Origin of the sequence: Pseudoalteromonas sp. 10-33 (genome assembly GCF_001469195.1) — a bacterium.
Taxonomy (GTDB): Bacteria; Pseudomonadota; Gammaproteobacteria; order Enterobacterales; family Alteromonadaceae; genus Pseudoalteromonas.
Genome location: NZ_LOFI01000023.1, coordinates 169590 through 190486, shown reverse-complemented (window position 1 = coordinate 190486; position 20897 = coordinate 169590). Strand labels below are relative to the sequence as shown.

The following is a 20897-nucleotide window of genomic DNA, read 5'->3' as shown; positions in this document are numbered from 1 at the left end:
CATGGTGCTATTGATTGACTCAATCAATGCTATCCGTGATTTTCTCGACACCGGTGGCCAAGTCCTCTTGGTCATTGGGGTGTTAATCTTCGCGATGTGGTTATTGATACTCGAGCGATTTATATACTTTTTCAACGGGTTTCGCGGATACAAAAATAGCATTAAAGGAACATGGTCAACGCGTAACGAACGCAATAGTTGGAATGCTGAGCAAATACGCCAAGCTATGATTTCGCGAGCAAGTATGCGTTTAAATGCAAACCTTCCGCTTATCAATGTCATGGTGGCTTTGTGTCCACTACTTGGGTTGCTTGGCACAGTAACGGGCATGATTGAAGTGTTTGATGTAATGGCTATAACAGGCACCGGGAGTGCGCGTTCAATGGCGTCAGGTGTATCTAAAGCCACAATCCCGACGATGGCGGGTATGGTAGGGGCGTTATCTGGTGTATTTGCCTCAACGTACTTACAACGTAAAGCCAAACGTGAAGTAGAACTACTTGAAGATAGCATGTTGCTAGATCACTAAATAAGTTTTATGAGCGGCTAAACATACCCGCTCATATCAGGAGAATAAAAATGAGAGCGCCTTTAGGTAATTTAATGCAAGAAGATGAAGCTGAAGAAATAAACATGACACCTATGTTAGATGTTGTATTTATTATGCTTATTTTCTTCATTGTAACGGCATCGTTTGTAAAAGAAGCGGGTATTGATGTTAACCGCCCAGAAGCCGCAACTGCGGTTAAAAAAGAAAGAGCCAATATCTTAGTTGCTATTTCAGATAAGGGTGAAATTTGGATTAACAAACGCCAAATAGATGTTCGCGCAGTGCAGGCGAATATTGAACGCTTAAAAGCTGAAAACCCACAAGGTAGCGTTGTAATTCAAGCCGATAAAAAAGCAACCACCGATACGTTAATTAAAGTAATGGATGCCGCACGCGCTGCAGGTGTGTTTGATGTGTCAATTGCGGCTCAAGAAGCTTAAGGGTAAGTAATGCGTTATTTAGTAGCATTAATAGTAGCCGGTGTAGTCACGTTTATGCTGTTTTTGGGCATGCAAGCGCTTATAACCGGCGGTGAAGGGGCTATGAGCGAGCCTGCAAAAGGTAATGTACTTGATTTTGTTCGCTTGAAAAAAGAAGAAAGCGTTCAAAAGAAAGAGCGCAAACCACAAAAGCCACCTACGCCAAAAGAGCCACCACCACCAATGGAGTCGCCACAAATGCAAAGTAGCGATGCGACTGCCAACGCCAATAATTTTGATTTTGGCGCAAATGTTGATGCCGATGTTAATTTGGCGGGTGGCTTAGCATTGGAAACAAGTGATGGCGAATACTTACCTATTGTAAAAGTTGCTCCGGTTTATCCGCGTCGTGCTTTATCACGTGGCATTGAAGGGTATGTAATTGTTGAATTTACTGTTACAAAGCAAGGCACAGTTCGCGACCCTCAAGTATTAAAAGCTGAGCCTGAGTCGTTATTTGACCGAGCTGCAATGGATGCAGCACTTAAATTTAAATACAAACCTCGTGTTGTCAATGGTGAAGCTGTTGAAGTGGCGGGTGTTCAGAACAAAATATCTTTTCAAATTGGCGGATAACAGCCAATTTTTAAAGTCTGTGAGGCGATTATGAAATTACTAACTACAGCTCATTTTTTAAAAGTAACACTACTTTGTACCACTGCGATAGGTATGAGTATTGTTACACCGAGTGCTCTAACGTTGTTACCTGGCGTATCTATTACAAGTGCGCAAGCGGCGCAGCAGCAAAAAACAAAACGCGTACCTGCACTACGTGAAAAAGTGTACAGCCAATTAGCGCGTGCACAAAAACTGGCAGACGACGGAGATGTTAAAGCTGGACTTGAAGCGCTAGATAGCATTAATGAACGTTCTTCAAGTATGAACTCGTACGAAATAGCTATGATGCATAATTTTTATGGGTTTATTTACTACAATCAGAACGACTTACCAAAAGCGATTGCTTCTTTCGAAAAAGTAGTAGCAGAAGAGGGTATCCCTGAAACATTACGTTTAAGTACAACTTTTAGCTTGGCGCAATTGGCTATGGCAAACAGTGATTACGACAAGGTCATTACGTTTTTAGATAGTTGGGATGAAATTAATACTCAGCCAATCCAGGAAGGGTATTACTTACTTCGCGCCCAAACGTATTATCAATTAAAAGACTATAAGCAAGGGCTTAGCTATATTACGAAAGTTATCTCATTAAGTGATGACGAAGGCAAAACGCCAAAAGAAAACTGGCTTGTATTACAGCGCGCTATGTTTTATTCACTAAATCAAACTAACAAAGTGGTTGAAGTGCTTGAACGCATGGTTAAGCTTTATGATAAACCAGAATACTGGGTACAGCTTTCGGGTATGTATGGTGAAACAGGGCAAGAGAAAAAACAATTAGCCATCATCGAGGCAGCATACCAACAAGGCTTTTTAACTTCTAGAGCTGATTTACGTCAACTTGCACAAGTTTATTTATACAATGGGCTTGCATATAAAGCGGCACAAGTAATGAGTAAAGCAATTGATAAAGGCATTGCCGAGAAATCAGCTAAAAACTATGCGTTTGTAGCCGAGGCGATGATCCAAGCAAAAGAAGATGAAAAGTCGATAGAGTATTTTGTCAAAGCCGCCGATTTATCAGATCATGGGCAATACGATCAGCGTTTAGCTGAGGTGTATGTTAATACAGAGCACTATGAAGATGCTGCCGATTCAGCACGTAAAGCGCTTGATAAAGGGGGACTTGATTTTGAGTCAAATGCATTTGTTGCACTGGGTATGGCGCAGTACAATTTGCAAAATTTCGATGCGTCTATTTTAGCGTTTGAACAAGCTGAAAAACACAAAAAATCACAGCGTTTGGCAAAGCAGTGGATTAAGTATGTTAAACGTGAAAAAGTACATGCTGAAACGTTAAGAACCGCACTACTTTAAATTTTAAACCTACAAGTCACCACTTCGTTGGTGCTTGTAATATCAATTTCATAATCGCACTACGCAAGCCGACTCAATAATTATTGAGTCGGCTTTTTTATTGCCTTACTGGTTAAGTTATTGAATTTTAACAATATGGTTTTGTCATGTTATGTTTATTAAAGTGTAACTCCAGTGTCATATAGCTCCCGTAAGGTAAGCCCTGCTGATAACTCAAGTGACCTTAACGCATTACTCAGTGCTTTAAGGTGACTTGAGTTTTTATAAAGCGCTAACAAAATAATTAAATACTTTAACGGAGTGAACAATGAAATTATCTGACTTATTCAAAGTTAGTTTGATTGCAACTGCAGTATCTTTAGCGGGTTGTGGTGGTGACTTAGTAGTATCTGAAGGCGACACAACAATTAATGAAGGCGATACAATAACAAATGTTGTTGGTGGCGGCACAGACACAGGCGGTGAAACGTCATCTCGTGATGATTCACAAAACGGCACAACTGGTTTTCCAGCGAGTATTGATAATGCACTTGTTCAAGGTTTAGCTACTGATGTTTCTAGCGAATTTCCGGCAATTACAGACAAGCCAGTATACCGCTTAACTGCAGATACAACGTTTACGATTGATGCAACTCTTACAAACGACGCACATTGGATTTTAAATGGTCGTACAGCGATAGGTAATGACCGTGCAGATAACGCAAAGCTATACATTCAGCAAGGTACAACAATTATTGGTGAGTCAGGGGATGACTTTTTAGTTGTTCGTCGTGGTTCACAACTTGAGTCGGTTGGTACAGTAAGCCAGCCAATTACAATGACCTCAATTCAAGATGTAACGGGTGGTGAAACAGCCATTGGCCAATGGGGTGGTTTAGTATTATTAGGTAACGCACCCGCCAATTCATGTGGCGACCAAGAAGGTGAAGCAACTGCGGATGAACTTGCTAACTGTGGTGTCTCTGCAGAAGGCGATGCAGGTCAGTTTGGTGGCGATGTTGCAGACGATGATTCGGGTACATTAAAGTATTTAATCGTTAAGCAAGCGGGTAAAACATTAGGTAACGGTGATGAGCTAAACGGTATTTCGTTTGCTGGTGTGGGTTCAGCTACAACGGTTGATTACATTCAAGTTCACGAAAACCTTGATGACGGTATCGAGTTTTTCGGTGGTACAGTTAATGTAAGTAATGTTGTATTAACCAGTATTGGTGATGATTCACTTGATTGGTCGTTCGGTTGGACAGGCTCTGCAACAAACGTATACATTCAGCAAGCTGCAAACGTGGGTGATAACGCAATTGAAGCTGACAACTCTGAGTTTGATTCAAACGCTACACCATTAACTATGCCCACAGTATCTAATGTAACAATTGTAGGTGCAGAAGGTAATAATGGTATTCGCTTGCGTGCAGGAACTGCAGGCGCATTAAGCAATGTATTCGTAACTGGTCCCGCTACTTACGAAAATTGTTTACGTGTAGGCTCTGACTCTGTACCTCGCGCAGAAGACGGCACACTGACTATTACTAATTCAATTGTTGCATGTCAAACAACGGCTAACAACTTTGGCAGCGAAGCGATTAATGGCGGCGATGTTAAATCGTGGTTTGAGGCGCAAGATGGCAATCAAACACTGACTCCAGCAGACTTAATGCTTGACGATAATGGTTACACACCACTTCCAGGTTCACCGCTTATTGCCAATGGACAAATTGGTGCATTTAATGGCACAACCAATTGGATGGAAGGATGGACTGTAGGTATTAATGGTGGCTTTCCAACAGATATTTCAAATGCGTTGGATCAAGGTTTAGCGACTAATGTATCAAGTGAATTTCCACAAATTACCGATAAGCCTGTTTACCGCTTAACTGAAGATACTACATTTACAGCCGATGTAACGCTTACAAACGATGCTCATTGGATTTTAAATGGTCGAACTGCGGTAGGTAACGATCGTGCAGATCAAACAACGCTTTACGTTCAAGCGGGTACTACGCTAATTGGTGAAACCGGTGATGACTTTTTAGTTGTGCGTCGTGGTTCGCAAATTAACGCAAATGGTAATGCAACAGCGCCTATTACTATGACATCTATTCAAGATGTAACGGGTGGCGAAACAAATATTGGCCAATGGGGTGGTTTAGTGTTACTTGGTAATGCTCCTGCTAACTCTTGTGGCGACCAACAAGGTGAGACAACACCAGAAGAGCTCGCTAACTGTGGTGTATCGGCAGAAGGTGATGCCGGTCAGTTTGGTGGTGATATCAGCGATGATAACTCAGGTGTTCTTCGTTACATTGTTGTAAAACATGCTGGTAAAACACTGGGTAATGGCGATGAACTAAACGGTATTTCGTTTGCAGGCGTGGGTTCACAAACTAAAGTTGAATATATTCAAGTTCATCAAAATCTAGATGACGGTGTTGAGTTTTTTGGTGGTAGCGTCAATGTACGTAACATTGTCCTAACTGATATTGGTGATGATGCATTTGACTGGTCGTTTGGTTGGACAGGTCGTGCACAAAACATCTACATTCAACAAAGTGCTGTTGAGGGCGATAACGCCATTGAAGCCGATAACTCTGAGTTTGATTCAAATGCAACGCCATTGACTAAGCCACTTATTTCTAACGTCACTATTGTAGGTGCAGATGGTACTAACGGTGTTCGTTTACGTGCAGGTACAGCGGGTGTGCTTCGCAATGTTGTTATTACAGGCCCAGATGGGTATTCAAACTGTTTACGTGTAGGTTCTGACTCGGTAGCTAATGCAGAGTCGGGTGAGCTTTCTATTGAGAACTCAGTAGTAGCCTGTAATGAAGACAATAACTTCGGTAGCGAAGCGATTGCTGGTGGCAACGTTCAATCGTGGTTTGAAGGCCAAACTGGCAACCAAACACTCACCGCTGCAACCCTGAGCTTAGCAACAGATGGATTTACACCTAAGTCTAGTTCACCTTTACTAGGCGCAGGCGTTGATACCTCTGACCTTGATTCGTTCTTCACTAAAACCGATTACATTGGTGCGTTTGATGGCGATAACAACTGGATGGAAGGGTGGACCGTTGCTATTAAGCCTAGCTTTCCAACTGATATCCAAAACGCATTAGAACAAGGCCTTGCAACAGATGTCTCTGCAAGTTTCCCTGCTATTACCGATAAGCCTGTTTATCAGTTAAATTCTGATGTGGTATTCACCGCTGATGTAACACTAACAAATGATGCGCATTGGATATTAAAGGGACGTACAGCTGTGGGTAATGACCGCGCAGATAACACAACATTGTATGTTCAGTTTGGTACAACATTAATTGGTGAATCGGGTGATGATTTCTTAGTTGTTCGTCGTGGTTCTAAAATTGAGGCGGTAGGCACAGCAACGCAGCCAATTACCATGACGTCTATTCAAGATGTGACGGGTGGCGAAACAACAATTGGTCAATGGGGTGGCTTAGTATTATTAGGTAATGCACCGGCCAACTCTTGTGGCGACCAAGAAGGTGAAGCAACCGCGGATGAACTGGCAAACTGTGGTGTATCTGCGGAAGGTGATGCTGGCCAATTTGGTGGTAATGACCCAGAAGATAACTCAGGTACGTTAAAGTATGTTGCTGTAAAACAAGCGGGCAAAACGCTAGGTAACGGTGATGAGCTTAACGGTATATCACTTGCTGGTGTAGGTAGCCAAACAGAGCTAGATTACATCCACGTTCATGAAAACCTAGACGACGGCGTAGAGTTTTTCGGTGGTACTGCAAACATCAGTCACTTAGTGCTTACAAATATTGGTGACGATTCTCTAGATTGGTCATTTGGTTGGACGGGTAAAGCGCAATACGTACTTATTAAGCAATCAGGCTCTGAGGGCGATAACGCGATTGAAGCTGATAACTCTGAATTTGATTCAGATGCATCACCACTTACTATGCCTACTATTTCTAATGTAACCATTATTGGTGACGCAGGCGTAAACGGTATTCGCTTACGTGCAGGTACTGCCGGCATACTTAAAAACGTAGTGGTAATCGGTGGTGCAGATTACGCAAACTGTTTGCGTGTAGGTTCAGACTCAGCACCACGTGCCGAAGACGGTTCACTTACTATCACTCACTCAGTGGTTGCGTGTGAAACAGCAAACAACTTTGGTACTCAAGTAATTGGTGATGGCAATGTTGAGTCTTGGTTCTTAGGTCAAGCTGGTAACTCAGTACAAGCTGCTGCAAGTCTTGCACTAGCGAGTAACGGTTACATGCCTTCAAGTGAGTCATTGTTACTGGGTGCTGGTTTTGATTCGTCTAGCTTAGATAGTTACTTTGATAAAGTAGATTACATTGGTGCAATGGATGCACAAACAGACTGGACAGCGGGTTGGGTAAAAGTAGGTCTTTAACCTTAAACGCTTTAGGCCGGGCGAAAGCCCGGCTAATGTCTTGTTTTGTTTCGGAGTATAAAAATGAATTCTTATAAACCCTCTAAACTTGCCTTATCAACATTAAATTGCGCCGTTTTGGCTGCACTATTTGGTTGGTCGGTAAATGCAGCCGCTGCTGCAGAAGCCGACATTCAAGAGCAAGAAATAGAAGAAGTGGTTGCAGTAGGGCAACGACTCAAAGGGAGCGCAGGTGCAGTACTGCAAGAACGCCAAAATCAGGCGTTTGTTGCTGATATTATGGGTGCCGACCAAATTTCACGCACCGGCGATGGTGATGCAGCATCGGCTCTTCGCCGTGTTACAGGCTTAACCTTAGTTGATGGTAAATTTATATATGTGCGTGGTTTAGGTGAGCGTTACTCAAGTACACAATTAAATAGTATGTATGTACCAAGTCCCGATCCTACCCGCTCTGTTGTACCACTCGATTTATTTCCATCTGAAATAATCGAAAGCTTAAGTGTACAAAAATCTTTTTCACCCGACATGCCAGCGCACTTTGGTGGTGGTAATGTTAATATTCGTACTAAATCAATTCCTTCTGACTTTTTATTTAAAGTACAAGTAGGTACTGCGTACAATACATCAAATAGTGACACGGGTTACTTTTACGAAGGCGGTGATGATGACTGGATGGGGCGCGATGATGGTACGCGAGCTTTATCAGGTGTTTTTACTGATGCACTTACCAGCGACGTAGGCCTTGAGGGTAATATTAACTCTACGCTAGATGAGCGTAAAAACCTGATTCAATCGCTTGATTGGAATGTGGGTATTAGCAAGGAAGATGTTGACCCAGCTATGAGCTTTTCTGTTGCCGTGGGTGATAGATTTGAAAGCGAAATAGGTACGTTTGGTGTGCTTGGTGCTGTGTCCTATGACAACGAGTGGGAAGTAGTTCAAGAACAAAGTGGTTCGAGCTTAGGTAGTTTGGGATGTGAGAACAAATGTTTTGCACAATACTACGATGGTACCTCTACAGAACAAAATGTTCGTTGGAGCGGTACATTAAATTTAGGGTACGAACTTAATTCAAACCATAAGTTTGAGTTAACCAATATAGCTTTGCATGATATGAGCGATCGTGTTCGTAACCGTAGCTACTACGACGCCAACGAAACCGAAGAAGGTGAGACTGAACTTCGTCGTGTTGATATCAGCTATGAAGAGCGTGAAATGTTTTCTTCTCAGCTAAAAGGTACGCATAATTTTCCAGATTTAAATAACTTATTTTTTGATTGGTATGGTGGTTTAAGTCGCGCAAATCGAAACGCACCTGGCGGCTTAGATGTCGTTTTTCAACAAAACTTTAATAACGGCGTATTTGAGTCTGAGCAACTTCAAGATGTGGCTGCAACCAATATTACGCGTGAATACCAAGTACTTCACGATGACGTAGAAACGTTTGGTTGGAATATGGGGTTACCTTTTTATGGCGATGGTTACGAGCTTGAACTTAAAATTGGTGGAGATTTTTCAGAAAAAACGCGAGATGCAAGCAATGTTAAATTTGGCATAACGCACCGCGGTATAAGCGATGAGTTTACGTTTGGTAATAACATTAGCGATATTTTTGCCGATGCAAACACATCAAACGACGCCTTTTATACAAGTAGCACAGGCGCTGGTATTTTTGATGATGGTACAACTGACGGCGACAAATACAGTGCAGCGCATAAGTTAGATGCTTATTACTTTATGGCTGACTACTTTTTTGAAAATACATGGCGTATTACTGGCGGTGTTCGCTGGGAAGATTTCAAACAAGTATCGGTAGGGTATCAGGCGCATAGCAACTTATTTGAAAACACCCTTGAAGAAATTCAAGACGTTGCGATAAACGAAAATAATTTTTTTCCATCGCTTGCTGTTACGTACATCATGGATGAGGAAATGCAGTTTCGTTTAAATGTTAGTGAAACTACAATTCGTCCTGATTTGCGTGATGTAAGTACCTCGTTCTTTGTTGATCCGCTAACTGAATTTTTGGTTCGTGGTTCGCCTAGCTTACAAAGCTCTGAATTGACGAATGTTGATTTTAGGTTTGAATGGTATATGCCAACGGGTAACAACCTATCGATTGCCTTATTCTATAAAGATATAGAAAACCCAATTGAAATGGTTGAGCTTGCAGGTGTTGGTGGTGCGTCACCGCAGTTACTTACGGCGAATGCGCAATCGGGCAAGCTATCTGGTATTGAGGTCGACTTTTTAACAGACTTTGGTTTTATTAATAAAGATTGGTCGTCTGCATTTTTGTCGGGCAACGTAACGCTATCTGATTCGAGCGTCAATTTAGGTATCAATGACTCAGATAATGTCGATTCGTTATTTGAAGCTCAGCTTAAAGAAGCGCTAGAGGCTGATACTGTATCAAACATTGTTACTAATAATAAACGCCGTTTGGTAGGCCACTCTGAATGGGTTGCTAACTTACAAATGGGTTACGACTCAGATGATGGTTTTCATTCAACATCAGTTATTTATAACGTTTTTGGCCCACGAATTATCGTACCCGGTACGCGTGGAAATGAAGATGCTGAAGAAAAGTCGTTCCATTCTCTTGATTTAGTTTATTCTTACTTTCCTAACTTTAACTCTAAAGTTAATTTTAAAGTGAAGAATATCTTAGGCCAAGAAAAGCAAATAGAGCAAGAAGGGTTAACACTTTGGGGTCAAGAAACGGGCACCGAATTTAGCTTAAGCTACAGTTACGAATTTTAACTTTTAGCTTTATTGATTCAAACATAGTTTATTTATGTTCTTATTAGCCCTGTATTTTATACAGGGCTTTTTTATACCTTATTTATGCATGAAAAATATTTAAGTTCTATTTTATTCACTAGTTTTAGCCGTCTAGCAGTGTTAGTTTGTTAACTTGAAAATTAGATCTCACGCAATGAATTTAATTTTTAATGTATTAAGGCATTTTTTATGAACAAAACAGTGGGAAAAACAATGAAAAAAGTAGGTTTAGTCGGTTGGCGTGGCATGGTTGGCTCTGTGTTATTAGAGCGTATGAAAAAGCAAAATGATTTTGCCAACATAGACACCACTTTTTTTACCACCTCACAAGCCGGTCAACTCGGTCCTGATTTAGCCGGTGACGCAAAACCGCTACTTGATGCAAGTGATGTATCTGAACTTGCAAAAATGGACATTATAGTTACCTGTCAAGGGGGCGATTATACCAAAGCGGTTTACCCAAAACTTCGTGAGTCGGGCTGGAATGGTTACTGGATAGATGCAGCTTCTGCACTTCGTATGAGCGACGATAGTATTATTGTACTCGACCCTGTAAATAAAGATGTAATTACTCAAGGTTTAGCGCAAGGCGTTAAAACCTTTGTTGGCGGTAACTGTACGGTATCGTTAATGCTACTTGCTTTAGGTGGGTTGTTTGAGCAAGACCTTATTGAATGGGTCAGCCCAATGACTTACCAAGCAGCCTCGGGTGCGGGTGCACGCAATATGAAAGAACTAATTGCACAAATGGGTGCTATTCATTCAAGTGTTGCCGAGCAATTAGATAACCCAAGTTCAGCTATTTTAGAAATTGATAAAATAGTTAGTGAAAAAATGGCTTCAAGTGACTTACCACAAGATCAATTTGGCGTGCCATTAGCCGGTAGCTTGATCCCATGGATTGATGTGCCAATGCCAAGTGGTCAGTCTAAAGAAGAGTGGAAGGCACAAGTAGAAGCTAACAAAATTTTAGGTTCTACTCATCAGCCTGTCCCTATTGATGGTTTATGTGTTCGCATTGGTGCTATGCGTTGTCATAGCCAAGCAATGACCATTAAATTACGCGAAGACATTAGCGTTGAAAAAATAGAAGAAATATTAGCTTCGCACAACGAGTGGGTTAAAGTTATTCCTAACGAGCGTGACATTACATCCACCGATTTAACACCGGTTAAAGTAACGGGCACATTAAGCATCCCTGTTGGGCGTATTCGTAAGCTTACAATGGGGCCTAAATATATTAGTGCCTTCACCGTGGGCGATCAGCTTCTATGGGGCGCAGCAGAACCCCTTCGTCGTATGCTTCGTATCATTGTAGACGCTGAGTAATTTCAGTTTTTTAATTTATTTATTTTATAGGGTTAGTATAGCGCTAACCCTTTTTAGTTTTTATTCCTTCCTTTCACACTTTTTTGTGACCTTTAAATAACCGTCTGTGTGGCATAGCCATTGCAAAGTTAAAATAGTATTTTGCGTGCACCTAGTAATTTAAGTACTTAACAGCTTAGTTGTGCTTATTTTTGTGTGGTTTTTACACATCGTCATGCGAATAATTACACAAATAAGGATGGTTATATGGCGTTAATTTCAAAGGTTACTCAAGCTAAATGGTTTACTACTTTTGTTTTAATCATTGTGCTTTTATTACTATTGCGCATTGCTGCGCCCCATGCTATTCAATATTATGTTAACCAACAAATTAAACACACGCAGGGAATTACAGGCCACGTAGGTGACGTAGATTTATATTTATACCGCGGTGCGTATGCAATTGACGGCATAAAAATTTATGCAAAAGAGGATAATTTAACCCCTAAACCGCTACTTAGTGTTGCAACCCTCAATTTTTCACTTTCTTGGTCTGCGCTTTTAAAAGGGAATTTAGTAACTAACATGCAATTTATCCATCCTGAAATTGTTGTTTACGACAAAGCCCCTAATAAAATGGAGCAAAACAAACAAGTTAAAAACGAAACAGCGTGGATTGGTCTTGCTAATAATTTAGTCCCTTTTTCAATTGATACATTAATTATTGATAACGGTAAGGTTTCATTAGTTAATGCCACCCGCGAGGGTGATAAACCTACTTATATTTCAAATATTAATGCTGATATTAAAAACATTACCAATGCCCAAAACCTAACTAAAACGTTAGTAACTTCTTTAAACGTTGAGGGGGATTTAATGGGCGAAGCTGCACTTTCTTTAACGGGTAAATTAGATCCATTTAGTGAAAAAGCAAACTTTGACTTTAATGTAGAGGTCCAGCGCTTTTCTGTTAAACACCTAGAAACAGTTTTTAAAGTGTATACCCCGTTTGATATTGAAGCGGGCGGAATAGATGGAGCAATGGAGCTTGCTGCAAAAGACAATGTTCTAAACGGCTATGCAAAGGCCGGTGTTTATAACTTGAGTGTTTTTTCGTGGCGTGAAGATATAGAAGAAGACGATGACGGATTGTTCACTGCTATTTTTGAAGGCAGTATTGATGCTGTCAGTGCTTTACTAGAGAACTCTGACTCAGAGTTAGTTGCGGCACGTATACCGATCGACGGAACATTAAACAATACCGACATATCAACGTTTCAGGCAGTGGTATCAGTATTAAAAAATGCGTTTTTAGACGCGTTTAAAATGGAAGTGGACGACGTGATATCGTTTGAAACAATAGAAAACACATCAGATGAATAACAGGTTAATTTAGTTTTAAGCCCCACAAACATATTTTGTGGGGCTTACACTATTATTTTTTACTTAGTAATGTTTTTAACTCTGCTATTTGTGCTTGTAATTCGTTAACTTGTCCTTGTGTTGCAGGAAGCGAGTCGTTATCAGCTTGCTCTTCTCGTGCATTTCGGTGTTCTTCACCCATTACCTCTAAAATAGCGCCAACCATCATGTTTAAAAATACAAAGGCGGTTAAAAATATAAAGGTCAGGTAGTAAATCCAGCTTAGCTCGTACACCGCCATTGTTTCGTACATTATGTCGGTCCAATCTTCAAAGGTCGCTATTCTAAATAGTGTTAGCATTGAAATAGACACATCTTGCCAAAGCACAGGGTTAATGTCGGCAAACATCATGCTGCCCATCGCTGCGTAGATGTAAAAAATTACAAACATAAGCAGTGCAATGTAGCCCATTTGTGGGATTGCTTTAAGTAACGAGTTTACTAGTAATCGAAGCTCAGGGATCATCGACACTAACCTGAGTACTCTAAATATACGTAGTAAACGCGCTATTAGCATTGTAGAGCCCGCAGCGGGGTATAAACTACCCAATACAATAATGGTGTCGAATATATTCCAGCCCTTCGAAAAGAAGTCTTTTATGCCTTTGCTTGCAACAAAGCGAATAATCAGCTCAATTAAAAAGAATGCGGTTATGCCAATATCCATCCAGTTAAGTGCAAGCTCAACCGTAGGATGAAGACTATAGGTATGAGCGCCTACGGTTAGGGCAGAAACAATAATGACAGCTATAACAAATGATTGAAATATCTTGCTTTTGTCTATACGCTGAAACAAAGCTTGTAACTGCGACATCATAATAAGTGGTCCTGTAAATACGAAGATTTTTATGGCGCTAATATACAATATAATCGTCATAAATTAACGTCTTTTTAAACGCAATTGTGTAAGGAAATTCAATGGTTATCAATAAACTAAAAACCGCGGCTGTTTTTATAATCGGATTACCTATTTTAGCCGGGTGTAGTTCCGATGCACGTTTTGAACAATTGCAGTCAGCTCGCCTTAACGAGTGCAATTACAAAGCAGATAAGGAATATTATGAGTGCCTTAAAGAGCAAGACTCAAATTACGAAGAATTTAAAAAACAACAAGTAGAAAAAAGTAAATAATTTATCCTCATGACTAAAACACAAAAACAACGAGACAAACAAATACGCGCTGCGTTGACTAAAGCGTGTGAGTCCATTAAAGACTCAGTGGCCGGTTTTTCATACCTTACTCACACCGTTGATTTAAATAACGAAGCCAACACCTTAAAAGTTAACTGCTATTTTGAAGACACCATAGTGCTTAATAACGCTGACTCTGAGATTGAACACCTTAAATCTATAATACTTTCGCAACTTGCGAGTATTAAGTTGCCGATAAAACCGTCACATATTGTGTTTTTTGCTAATTAAAATGGGTTTTGTTGGTTTGCCTGCTGTTGGGCGGTATAATTAAGAAAATTATATTTAGGGTTTAAATTATGGCTGTTCCTTCTCGTTCACAAATATCACCAGGTACTGTAGTTAATATCGTTTTAAAAGAAGACCAACGCAGCGGTACATTAACCGAAGGCGTAGTTGAGCGTTTATTAACTAAATCGCCAAACCACCCGCATGGTATAAAAGTGAGATTAGAAGATGGCCAAGTGGGCCGAGTAAAAGAGATTTTATAATGGCAGCGTTACCAGAGCAGGCTTTTTGGGAATTAGTAACTACACCCGATTTAGGTCTAGACCCAGAAAGTGTCAGCGAGAATTTAAAAGCTAAACTAGGTGATTTAACTGACGAGCAGCTTATTGCCTTTGACAAATTTTTTGGTATTAACATGCGCAAGTGTTTTACCTGGGATTTATTTGGCGCGGCATTTGTTATGGCAGGCTGTAACGATGAATACGGCTTTAGTGAGTTTAGATGTTGGCTTATTTCACGCGGTAAAGCCGTGTTTGATAATGCACTTGTTAATGCCGACTCCATTGCATTATGTACACCTGTTTATCACTTAAATGAACAGCCTTACCCATACATTGACGAGTACGACCTTATCGCCGGCTTATTATATGAAGAGCGCAACGAAGATGAACTTCCCTTCGTGCCATCAGGTGATCAACCCGCAGGCAAACGCTTTAAAGACAAAGCAAAATTTTTAAAACAAGCCTATCCACAATTATTTGCAAAGTATTGGCAGTAAATCTCATAATAGTGCGCTTAATTTAGCGCATTATTTTAAATCGTTTTATTGTTCTATAACGTATCCCAAATTGTGCTTAACAATTATATGCCGCACTTTTAGTGTGTTACCTTTTTATATGGTTTTGCCTTTTTAATTGTAAATTACTGTTATATTTAGTTATGTAATAAAATTAAGCCACTTAGTATATAAACTCAAAGAGATTAACGCATAAGGATTCGTTTACTTCATGAAACACATCAGATTGGCTTTATTTACATTTGCTTTTGTAAGCGGCCATGTAGTCGCTGAGCCAAGTAATAAAGCACGCTTTATTCCACTTTTAAAATCAAAGCTTGGTACATATAAAGTGGTTTCTGCTAATTCTGGGCTATGCGTAAATAGTGACTTGAGTTTAATTAATGCAAGTGACCCAAGTGAGGGATTTAAGCTGGGTGAACAAATTGTGTTTGGCTCACTGCATAACGGTACTCAAACTGTAAAAAAGCCTAACTTTTGTTTTATTACTAGCTCGTTAAAATATAAAAGTGATGGCCTTGATAATGGTTTGCGCATGAGTCGCTGTGATGATCCTGTAAATGAAAAAAAAATTAGACAAAGTATTCGTTTTTTACCTAATGACATGCTTATTTACACATTAAGTTCAGCAAGTGTTGAGTGCAAATTTAAAAAAGTTACCCAGTAATATACGTATTAACTATTTTCTAATCACATTTTATTTTTGGTATATCGCGCCAGCGGGTTGTGTACTGAGGCGATAAAAAATCTCTGTTCATATGCCAGCGATCGTTTAATTTACTACTTGCTAAGCCCAACATACCCTTGCCGTATCGGGTATTAATAGCATCTAAACAGCCCATTAACTTTGGGTTATCTTGTTGTGGTGCAAATAAGTCACTTTGCTGAAATTGCTCAGCGGTGAGTTCTAGTGCACCTACACCACACTTATAAAACCGCACGCCAGGTTGGTAAATTTTTTCAAACACCTCAGATACCGCATTGGCCATAACGCAGGTATCGTTTGTTGGCATGCTAAACTGATACATATAAGACTTTTTATAAAATACGTCTTCATGGGATGAACTCGATGCAAAAATATATAATTGCTTTGCAAGCGACTTTTGCGATCTTAGTTTTTTGCCCACAATAGTAACATGGTTAATTAAAGCGGTTTTAAGAGCGGTTGGTTCATAAATACGCTCTCCAAAGCTGCGAGTTGAGTAAATTTCGCGTTTATCTTGGCGTACATCATCCCAGTTTAAACATACTAAGCCATTAAGCTCGCTTACTGTGCGCTCTACCACCACACTAAAAGCGCGGCGCATAGTTTTTGGATTTTGTTGGGCAAGCTGCCATGCGGTATTTATGTTCATTATTTTTAGCTTTTTAGCTAAGCGCTTGCCAATTCCCCATACATCTTGGCAGTCCATGCGCTGTAAAATAGCTCGCCGGCTTGCTTCGTCATTTATGACAGCAACACCGTCAAAGCCTGTTAATTTTTTAGCTGCATGATTTGCTGCTTTTGCAAGTGTAGGCGTTGGCCCAAAACCAACGCCCACGGGGAGCTTTGTTTCTCGCCATACGGTTCGTCTAATAAGGTGCCCGTAAGTATGCCAATCTTTTACAACGTTTTCATAGCCGCTAAAGTGCAAAAACGATTCATCAATACTGTAAATATGCTGGGTATCACAAAAGCGGCCAATCACACTCATCATTCGGTCGCTTAAATTAGCGTATAGTTCATAGTTACTAGAGCGTACAACCACATTGTTTTGTTCTAGTAACTGCTTAACTTTAAAATAAGGGCCAAATTTAGGAATATTTAAACGTCGCGCAATAGGGCATACCGCACATACGCAGCCGTCGTTATTAGTGAGCACAACCACTGGTTTTGAACGAATGGCGGGATCAAATACTTTCTCGGCGCTGGCATAAAACGCCACGGCATCGACTAAGGCATACATGAAAGTAACTCAGGGCTTTGGCGATGCATCCGAATTGACAAACTGACTACGCCTTCAAGCTGAAACTCATCGCTAGGCGTAATATTAACGGGTTGATATAAAGGCGAAGCCGATAGCAATCGAGCGTTTGTTTTATCAAGTAGCTTACACACAAATAAGCCATTTAGATTAGCCACAATTACATCGCCATCTTTAGCGTGCTCTGCTCGGTCTACTACGAGTAAATCACCCTCAAAAATACCTACTTCTTGCATAGAGCTACCCGACGCAATACCAATAAATGTGGCATCAGGGTGCTTTATTAATAGCTCATCAAGGGAAACGCCAAGCTCAGTGTATTGTGCTGCAGGAGATTCAAACCCGCAAATACCTGCTTCTATATAAATAGGAATAACAAACATAAATAAACAACCAAAACACATATACTGTATAAGTGTACAGTATATGTGTTTTGTTTAACTTATGCCAAGTAATGAAGTAAAGATCATTGCATATTTTTGATCATTTGCTGAGCCGTGTTTAAAAAGTCATTGATTTGCTTTGGGTTTAACGTTTTACACATTTGATCGTTTACATGTTTTTCAGCGGCCAGTAATTTTTCAAAAAGCACGGCACCCTGATCTGTAAACGTTAAAATAAAACAGCGCTTATCGTGTTCGCTGGCACACTTATTTATAAGCTTTAAAGCTATAAGTTCTTTTACAAGCCGCGCTATTTGAGCCTTATCTCGTTGGGTTTTATTTACAATGTCGTTTGCTGTGCACTGCGAGGTACTTGCAATAATATGCAAGCAACGCACATGCATTGCATTTAAACCGAGCTCGCTGGCATTAATGGCTTCGCGTATGGTTACTCGGTAGTTTTGCATTAACATAAATAGCGTATTGGCTAAAGAGGTGTTCATAATACAGTCCAAATGGTTGACAAAGTCAATTAAATCTATATAGTTGATTTTATCAACCAATGGGGCGTTGTGCAATGTCTGCTTTATAAAGCAGTGATTTTTAATCAATGAGGTTAATTTATATGGCAAAAAAAGTACGCAAAGCAACAGTATTAAGCACAAAGCAACTAACCCCACATTTACAACGTATAGTTTTAGGCTCTGAAGAGTTTACAGATTTAACTTCCGATCACATTGGCAGTTATGTAAAAGTGCTTATTCCAAAAAACGGTGTGGCCGACTTCAATTTAAAAACGGCGTGTATGCGTTCGTATACAATACAAAATGTAAATAAAAGCAATGGTGCAATTACGCTCGATTTTGTTATTAATATGCACCAAGGCCCTGCAACTAACTGGGCTAAAGTCGCTAAAGCAGGTGATGAACTGGCTATTGCAGGCCCCGGTCCTAAAAAGCTAGATAATTTCACCCACCGTCATTATATATTGATGGGCGATTTGACCTCAGTAAACGCTATAAAAGGCTACATTAAGCAATTGCCAATAAACGCCAAAATTGACGCGTTTATTCATGCCCCGACTAAAGCGGATATAATCAGTTTAGATTCAACGCGCCAGGTCAATTGGTTAATAACTACAACGCCAGAGATTGAGATGGCTAATGCCTTAAGCACACTACAGCAACATGAACAGCCACCTATTATATTTATGGCACTCGAGGCAGGATTAGTACGTGAGCTGAAAACGCTATTAACTAGTAAGCTTGCTGTACCGCGTACTAATATCGTGTCATCAGGTTATTGGAAAAAAGGCTTAAACTCAGAAAACTATAAGTTAGAGCGCCAAGCTAATACACAAACGGCTTAACTCTTTATAGCTAAGTAAAATAGGTTACTTAGCTATTTAATACACGCGTGAATACTCATTTTTATTTTAGTTAAGCAAGCGTACACCTAAGGCTTGTTAAAGTAGGGGCATCAATCAGTAATTTACAATTTAAATTAATTGATGTGATGCCTAAACATTTAAAATAAAACAAAACGCACTAGTAACTATTAGTTAAGTGTATTAATAAGTGGTTCATCGTTCTGTTTTATCAATTAAACTGATTTAAACAATCAATTTTAAGGCATTACTTTAATTCTATAAAATGTATTTATTGAAACAAACATTATTTAATTAAAGGCGGGTACACCGTGAACTCTCTAAACAGCGCAACAGCTTCTTCAGTAACTAAAATAGCACAGCCTAAGGTTGCGTTAATTGCTGAAGGTGGCGGGCAGCGAGGGATTTTCACCGCAGGTGTACTTGATGCGTGGTTAGAACAAAACTACGACCCATTTGATTTATTTATTGGCACATCGGCAGGTTCACAAAACTTAACAAGCTATTTAGCTCGTCAAAAAGGTTACGCTAAACGCCTGATTAGAGGGCTGTCTCGTAATAAACGTTTTTTTCAACTAGGTCGTGGCTTAATGGGAAAACACATTGTTGATTTAGACTGGTACTTTGATAAAACCAAAGAAGTAAATAGAGCAATTGACTTTAAAACAGCTAAAACATCATTAGGTGAACGTGAGTTACTTATTACTGCTACAAATGCACGCGACAGAAAAGCCTATTACTTATCGCCAACGGGTGAAGAGCATCAATGGCGCGAGCTATTAAAAGCGTCAAGTGCTTTACCATTTTTATACAAACAAGGTGTTAAATTAACACCTTGGTTAAATGCGCAAGCGGCTAACGAAACCACGCAAATTAGCAAAGCCCAAGAAGATTTTTTTCTTGATGGAGGGCTAGCAGCACCATTACCAGTACGCGAAGCGTATAACCGTGGCGCGCGTAAGATTGTGGTTATAAGAACGGTAGACGCTGATTTTCAAGCGCAATCTGCATGGGTTCAAAAGCTTAGATCGCTTGCTACAGCTGCCGGTTACTGCCCAAAAACACTCGACTACCTAATTCAGCATGAACAAGCTTACCTAGATGAGCTAAACTTTATGGCAAACCCGCCTAGTGATGTAGAAATTATACAAATTTTTGCAGACGAAACACTGCACAGCAAATTGTTAGGCAGCACAAACGATGATTTACGTAAAGATCATAAGCTTGGTGTAAAGGCGGGCCGTGAATACCTAAAAAGCCAAAATGCACGTATTGTAGATTACGCACACAGCTACGCTATGTAGCTGTAAAAAATAGTTTAGAAACAACCGTAAAAATTACGGTTGTTTAACTAAATAAGCCTTAACTAAATATGATAGTCACATACGTGCTGAGAGCAGACATTGAAGATTCTTAATGTGTGAAGTCAAGGTTTGATAATCATATAGAAAGCTCCTCGAGTTTTTCGATACAGTTGTGTTGACCAAAACATAAACTGTACCTCGAGGAACTTAGTATGAAACTATATGGTGGAATTGACTTGCATTCAAATAATTGTGTTATTGCTATCATTAATGAACACGGTGAAACGCTTAGCTGCAAGCGTTTAAATAATGACATCTCTGTCATTTTATCTTTTTTAGCCCCGTATAAAGACAAGTTAACAGGGCTTGTTGTCGAATCAACATTTAATTGGTATTGGTTAGTTGATGCATTAATGGATGCAGAATTTAAACTACACTTAGCGAACCCTGCTGCAATTCAACAATATTCAGGCTTAAAACATGCTGACGACCATAGTGATGCACGTTGGCTAGCTGAAATGCTACGTTTAAACATTCTGCCTGAAGGCTATATTTACCCCCGTGAGCTCAGGGCTGTTCGCGACTTAATGCGCAAACGAATGGACATTGTTCAACAGTCCACTAAAAACTTATTATCGGTGCAAAGTTGTTACATGCGTCATCTTGGTTATAAGCTCAGTAGCAACAAAATCAAACAAATGGCCGCTATCAGAAAAGGCGTCAATGTTGAGCAAGTACACACCGATTTCAGCTCAACGAATACAGCA

At 40.1% G+C, this 20897-nt stretch carries 20 protein-coding genes; 16 read left to right on the top strand and 4 right to left on the bottom strand.

From position 1 onward, the window contains the following. Nucleotide 1: 1 nt before the first annotated feature. The 8 genes from ATS76_RS11705 (at nucleotide 2) to ATS76_RS11670 (ending at nucleotide 12838) form a co-directional block, all read left to right on the top strand. Entirely contained in the window at nucleotides 2-529 is a 528-nt protein-coding gene (locus ATS76_RS11705; protein ID WP_006793480.1) for a MotA/TolQ/ExbB proton channel family protein, read from the top strand. A gap of 50 nt (nucleotides 530-579) precedes the next feature. After that, nucleotides 580-990 carry an ExbD/TolR family protein gene (locus ATS76_RS11700; RefSeq protein WP_006793481.1) on the top strand — a complete coding sequence of 137 codons (411 nt, stop codon included), beginning with the start codon at nucleotides 580-582 and terminating at the stop codon, nucleotides 988-990. 9 nt (nucleotides 991-999) lie between these two features. Then, nucleotides 1000-1605: an energy transducer TonB gene (locus tag ATS76_RS11695; RefSeq protein ID WP_058552282.1), complete on the top strand. Its 606-nt coding sequence runs from the start codon at nucleotides 1000-1002 to the stop codon at nucleotides 1603-1605. 30 nt (nucleotides 1606-1635) lie between these two features. Continuing rightward, nucleotides 1636-2964, top strand: a complete 1329-nt coding sequence (locus ATS76_RS11690; RefSeq protein WP_058552281.1) for a tetratricopeptide repeat protein — start codon at nucleotides 1636-1638, stop codon at nucleotides 2962-2964. A 307-nt stretch (nucleotides 2965-3271) separates the two neighbouring features. Next, nucleotides 3272-7360 (top strand): hypothetical protein, encoded by a 4089-nt coding sequence (locus ATS76_RS11685; RefSeq protein ID WP_058552280.1) that lies wholly within the window; start codon nucleotides 3272-3274, stop codon nucleotides 7358-7360. Between the two features lie 63 nt (nucleotides 7361-7423). Further along, nucleotides 7424-10126: a TonB-dependent receptor domain-containing protein gene (locus tag ATS76_RS11680; RefSeq protein WP_058552279.1), complete on the top strand. Its 2703-nt coding sequence runs from the start codon at nucleotides 7424-7426 to the stop codon at nucleotides 10124-10126. A gap of 210 nt (nucleotides 10127-10336) precedes the next feature. Continuing rightward, nucleotides 10337-11476 carry an aspartate-semialdehyde dehydrogenase gene (gene asd / locus ATS76_RS11675; RefSeq protein WP_058552278.1) on the top strand — a complete coding sequence of 380 codons (1140 nt, stop codon included), beginning with the start codon at nucleotides 10337-10339 and terminating at the stop codon, nucleotides 11474-11476. A gap of 246 nt (nucleotides 11477-11722) precedes the next feature. Next, a complete protein-coding gene (locus ATS76_RS11670) occupies nucleotides 11723-12838 on the top strand; it encodes a DUF748 domain-containing protein (protein WP_058552277.1) in 1116 nt (371 codons plus the stop codon). A 52-nt stretch (nucleotides 12839-12890) separates the two neighbouring features. Here ATS76_RS11670 and ATS76_RS11665 read toward each other — a convergent pair whose 3' ends face one another. Next, entirely contained in the window at nucleotides 12891-13694 is an 804-nt protein-coding gene (locus ATS76_RS11665; RefSeq protein ID WP_006793489.1) for an ion transporter, read from the bottom strand. Nucleotides 13695-13795: 101 nt separating this feature from the next. Here ATS76_RS11665 and ATS76_RS11660 point away from each other — a divergent pair, with 101 nt between their 5' ends. From ATS76_RS11660 to ATS76_RS11640, 5 genes are all read left to right on the top strand, one after another. Beyond that, nucleotides 13796-14008, top strand: a complete 213-nt coding sequence (locus ATS76_RS11660) for a hypothetical protein (RefSeq protein WP_058552276.1) — start codon at nucleotides 13796-13798, stop codon at nucleotides 14006-14008. Between the two features lie 9 nt (nucleotides 14009-14017). After that, on the top strand, nucleotides 14018-14299 hold the full coding sequence (locus ATS76_RS11655) for a hypothetical protein (protein WP_058552275.1): 282 nt from the start codon (nucleotides 14018-14020) through the stop codon (nucleotides 14297-14299). Between the two features lie 68 nt (nucleotides 14300-14367). Beyond that, complete coding sequence (locus ATS76_RS11650) at nucleotides 14368-14559, top strand: YwbE family protein (protein ID WP_006793492.1); 192 nt, start codon at nucleotides 14368-14370, stop codon at nucleotides 14557-14559. Beyond that, nucleotides 14559-15074 (top strand): DUF4240 domain-containing protein, encoded by a 516-nt coding sequence (locus ATS76_RS11645; protein ID WP_058552274.1) that lies wholly within the window; start codon nucleotides 14559-14561, stop codon nucleotides 15072-15074. The genes ATS76_RS11650 and ATS76_RS11645 overlap by 1 nt, the downstream gene beginning before the upstream one ends. A gap of 229 nt (nucleotides 15075-15303) precedes the next feature. After that, nucleotides 15304-15759, top strand: coding sequence for a hypothetical protein (locus tag ATS76_RS11640; protein ID WP_058552273.1), 456 nt, complete (start codon nucleotides 15304-15306; stop codon nucleotides 15757-15759). Between the two features lie 19 nt (nucleotides 15760-15778). Here ATS76_RS11640 and ATS76_RS11635 read toward each other — a convergent pair whose 3' ends face one another. The 3 genes from ATS76_RS11635 to ATS76_RS11625 form a co-directional block, all read right to left on the bottom strand. Continuing rightward, a complete protein-coding gene (locus ATS76_RS11635) occupies nucleotides 15779-17038 on the bottom strand; it encodes a Y-family DNA polymerase (protein ID WP_058552272.1) in 1260 nt (419 codons plus the stop codon). After that, a complete protein-coding gene (umuD, locus tag ATS76_RS11630; protein WP_010556176.1) occupies nucleotides 17026-17439 on the bottom strand; it encodes a translesion error-prone DNA polymerase V autoproteolytic subunit in 414 nt (137 codons plus the stop codon). Before umuD ends, ATS76_RS11635 begins: the two co-directional genes overlap by 13 nt. Nucleotides 17440-17522: 83 nt before the next feature. Beyond that, entirely contained in the window at nucleotides 17523-17942 is a 420-nt protein-coding gene (locus tag ATS76_RS11625; RefSeq protein ID WP_006793498.1) for a MarR family winged helix-turn-helix transcriptional regulator, read from the bottom strand. Nucleotides 17943-18064: 122 nt separating this feature from the next. Between ATS76_RS11625 and ATS76_RS11620 the strand changes: the two genes are divergently transcribed. From ATS76_RS11620 to ATS76_RS11610, 3 genes are all read left to right on the top strand, one after another. After that, complete coding sequence (locus ATS76_RS11620; RefSeq protein ID WP_058552271.1) at nucleotides 18065-18808, top strand: siderophore-interacting protein; 744 nt, start codon at nucleotides 18065-18067, stop codon at nucleotides 18806-18808. Between the two features lie 329 nt (nucleotides 18809-19137). Continuing rightward, nucleotides 19138-20130: a patatin-like phospholipase family protein gene (locus tag ATS76_RS11615; protein ID WP_058552270.1), complete on the top strand. Its 993-nt coding sequence runs from the start codon at nucleotides 19138-19140 to the stop codon at nucleotides 20128-20130. 212 nt (nucleotides 20131-20342) lie between these two features. Next, the coding region (locus ATS76_RS11610) for an IS110 family transposase (protein WP_152995647.1) at nucleotides 20343-20897 on the top strand (555 nt) is incomplete at its 3' end.

Bases quoted from the DNA above. Each gene is read 5' to 3' on its own strand.
- ATS76_RS11705 (WP_006793480.1), top strand. From the start codon at position 2: ATGGTGCTATTGATTGACTCAATCAATGCTATCCGTGATTTTCTCGAC.
- ATS76_RS11700 (WP_006793481.1), top strand. From the start codon at position 580: ATGAGAGCGCCTTTAGGTAATTTAATGCAAGAAGATGAAGCTGAAGAA.
- ATS76_RS11695 (WP_058552282.1), top strand. From the start codon at position 1,000: ATGCGTTATTTAGTAGCATTAATAGTAGCCGGTGTAGTCACGTTTATG.
- ATS76_RS11690 (WP_058552281.1), top strand. From the start codon at position 1,636: ATGAAATTACTAACTACAGCTCATTTTTTAAAAGTAACACTACTTTGT.
- ATS76_RS11685 (WP_058552280.1), top strand. From the start codon at position 3,272: ATGAAATTATCTGACTTATTCAAAGTTAGTTTGATTGCAACTGCAGTA.
- ATS76_RS11680 (WP_058552279.1), top strand. From the start codon at position 7,424: ATGAATTCTTATAAACCCTCTAAACTTGCCTTATCAACATTAAATTGC.
- asd (WP_058552278.1), top strand. From the start codon at position 10,337: ATGAACAAAACAGTGGGAAAAACAATGAAAAAAGTAGGTTTAGTCGGT.
- ATS76_RS11670 (WP_058552277.1), top strand. From the start codon at position 11,723: ATGGCGTTAATTTCAAAGGTTACTCAAGCTAAATGGTTTACTACTTTT.
- ATS76_RS11665 (WP_006793489.1), bottom strand. From the start codon at position 13,694: ATGATGTCGCAGTTACAAGCTTTGTTTCAGCGTATAGACAAAAGCAAG.
- ATS76_RS11660 (WP_058552276.1), top strand. From the start codon at position 13,796: ATGGTTATCAATAAACTAAAAACCGCGGCTGTTTTTATAATCGGATTA.
- ATS76_RS11655 (WP_058552275.1), top strand. From the start codon at position 14,018: ATGACTAAAACACAAAAACAACGAGACAAACAAATACGCGCTGCGTTG.
- ATS76_RS11650 (WP_006793492.1), top strand. From the start codon at position 14,368: ATGGCTGTTCCTTCTCGTTCACAAATATCACCAGGTACTGTAGTTAAT.
- ATS76_RS11645 (WP_058552274.1), top strand. From the start codon at position 14,559: ATGGCAGCGTTACCAGAGCAGGCTTTTTGGGAATTAGTAACTACACCC.
- ATS76_RS11640 (WP_058552273.1), top strand. From the start codon at position 15,304: ATGAAACACATCAGATTGGCTTTATTTACATTTGCTTTTGTAAGCGGC.
- ATS76_RS11635 (WP_058552272.1), bottom strand. From the start codon at position 17,038: ATGTATGCCTTAGTCGATGCCGTGGCGTTTTATGCCAGCGCCGAGAAA.
- umuD (WP_010556176.1), bottom strand. From the start codon at position 17,439: ATGTTTGTTATTCCTATTTATATAGAAGCAGGTATTTGCGGGTTTGAA.
- ATS76_RS11625 (WP_006793498.1), bottom strand. From the start codon at position 17,942: ATGAACACCTCTTTAGCCAATACGCTATTTATGTTAATGCAAAACTAC.
- ATS76_RS11620 (WP_058552271.1), top strand. From the start codon at position 18,065: ATGGCAAAAAAAGTACGCAAAGCAACAGTATTAAGCACAAAGCAACTA.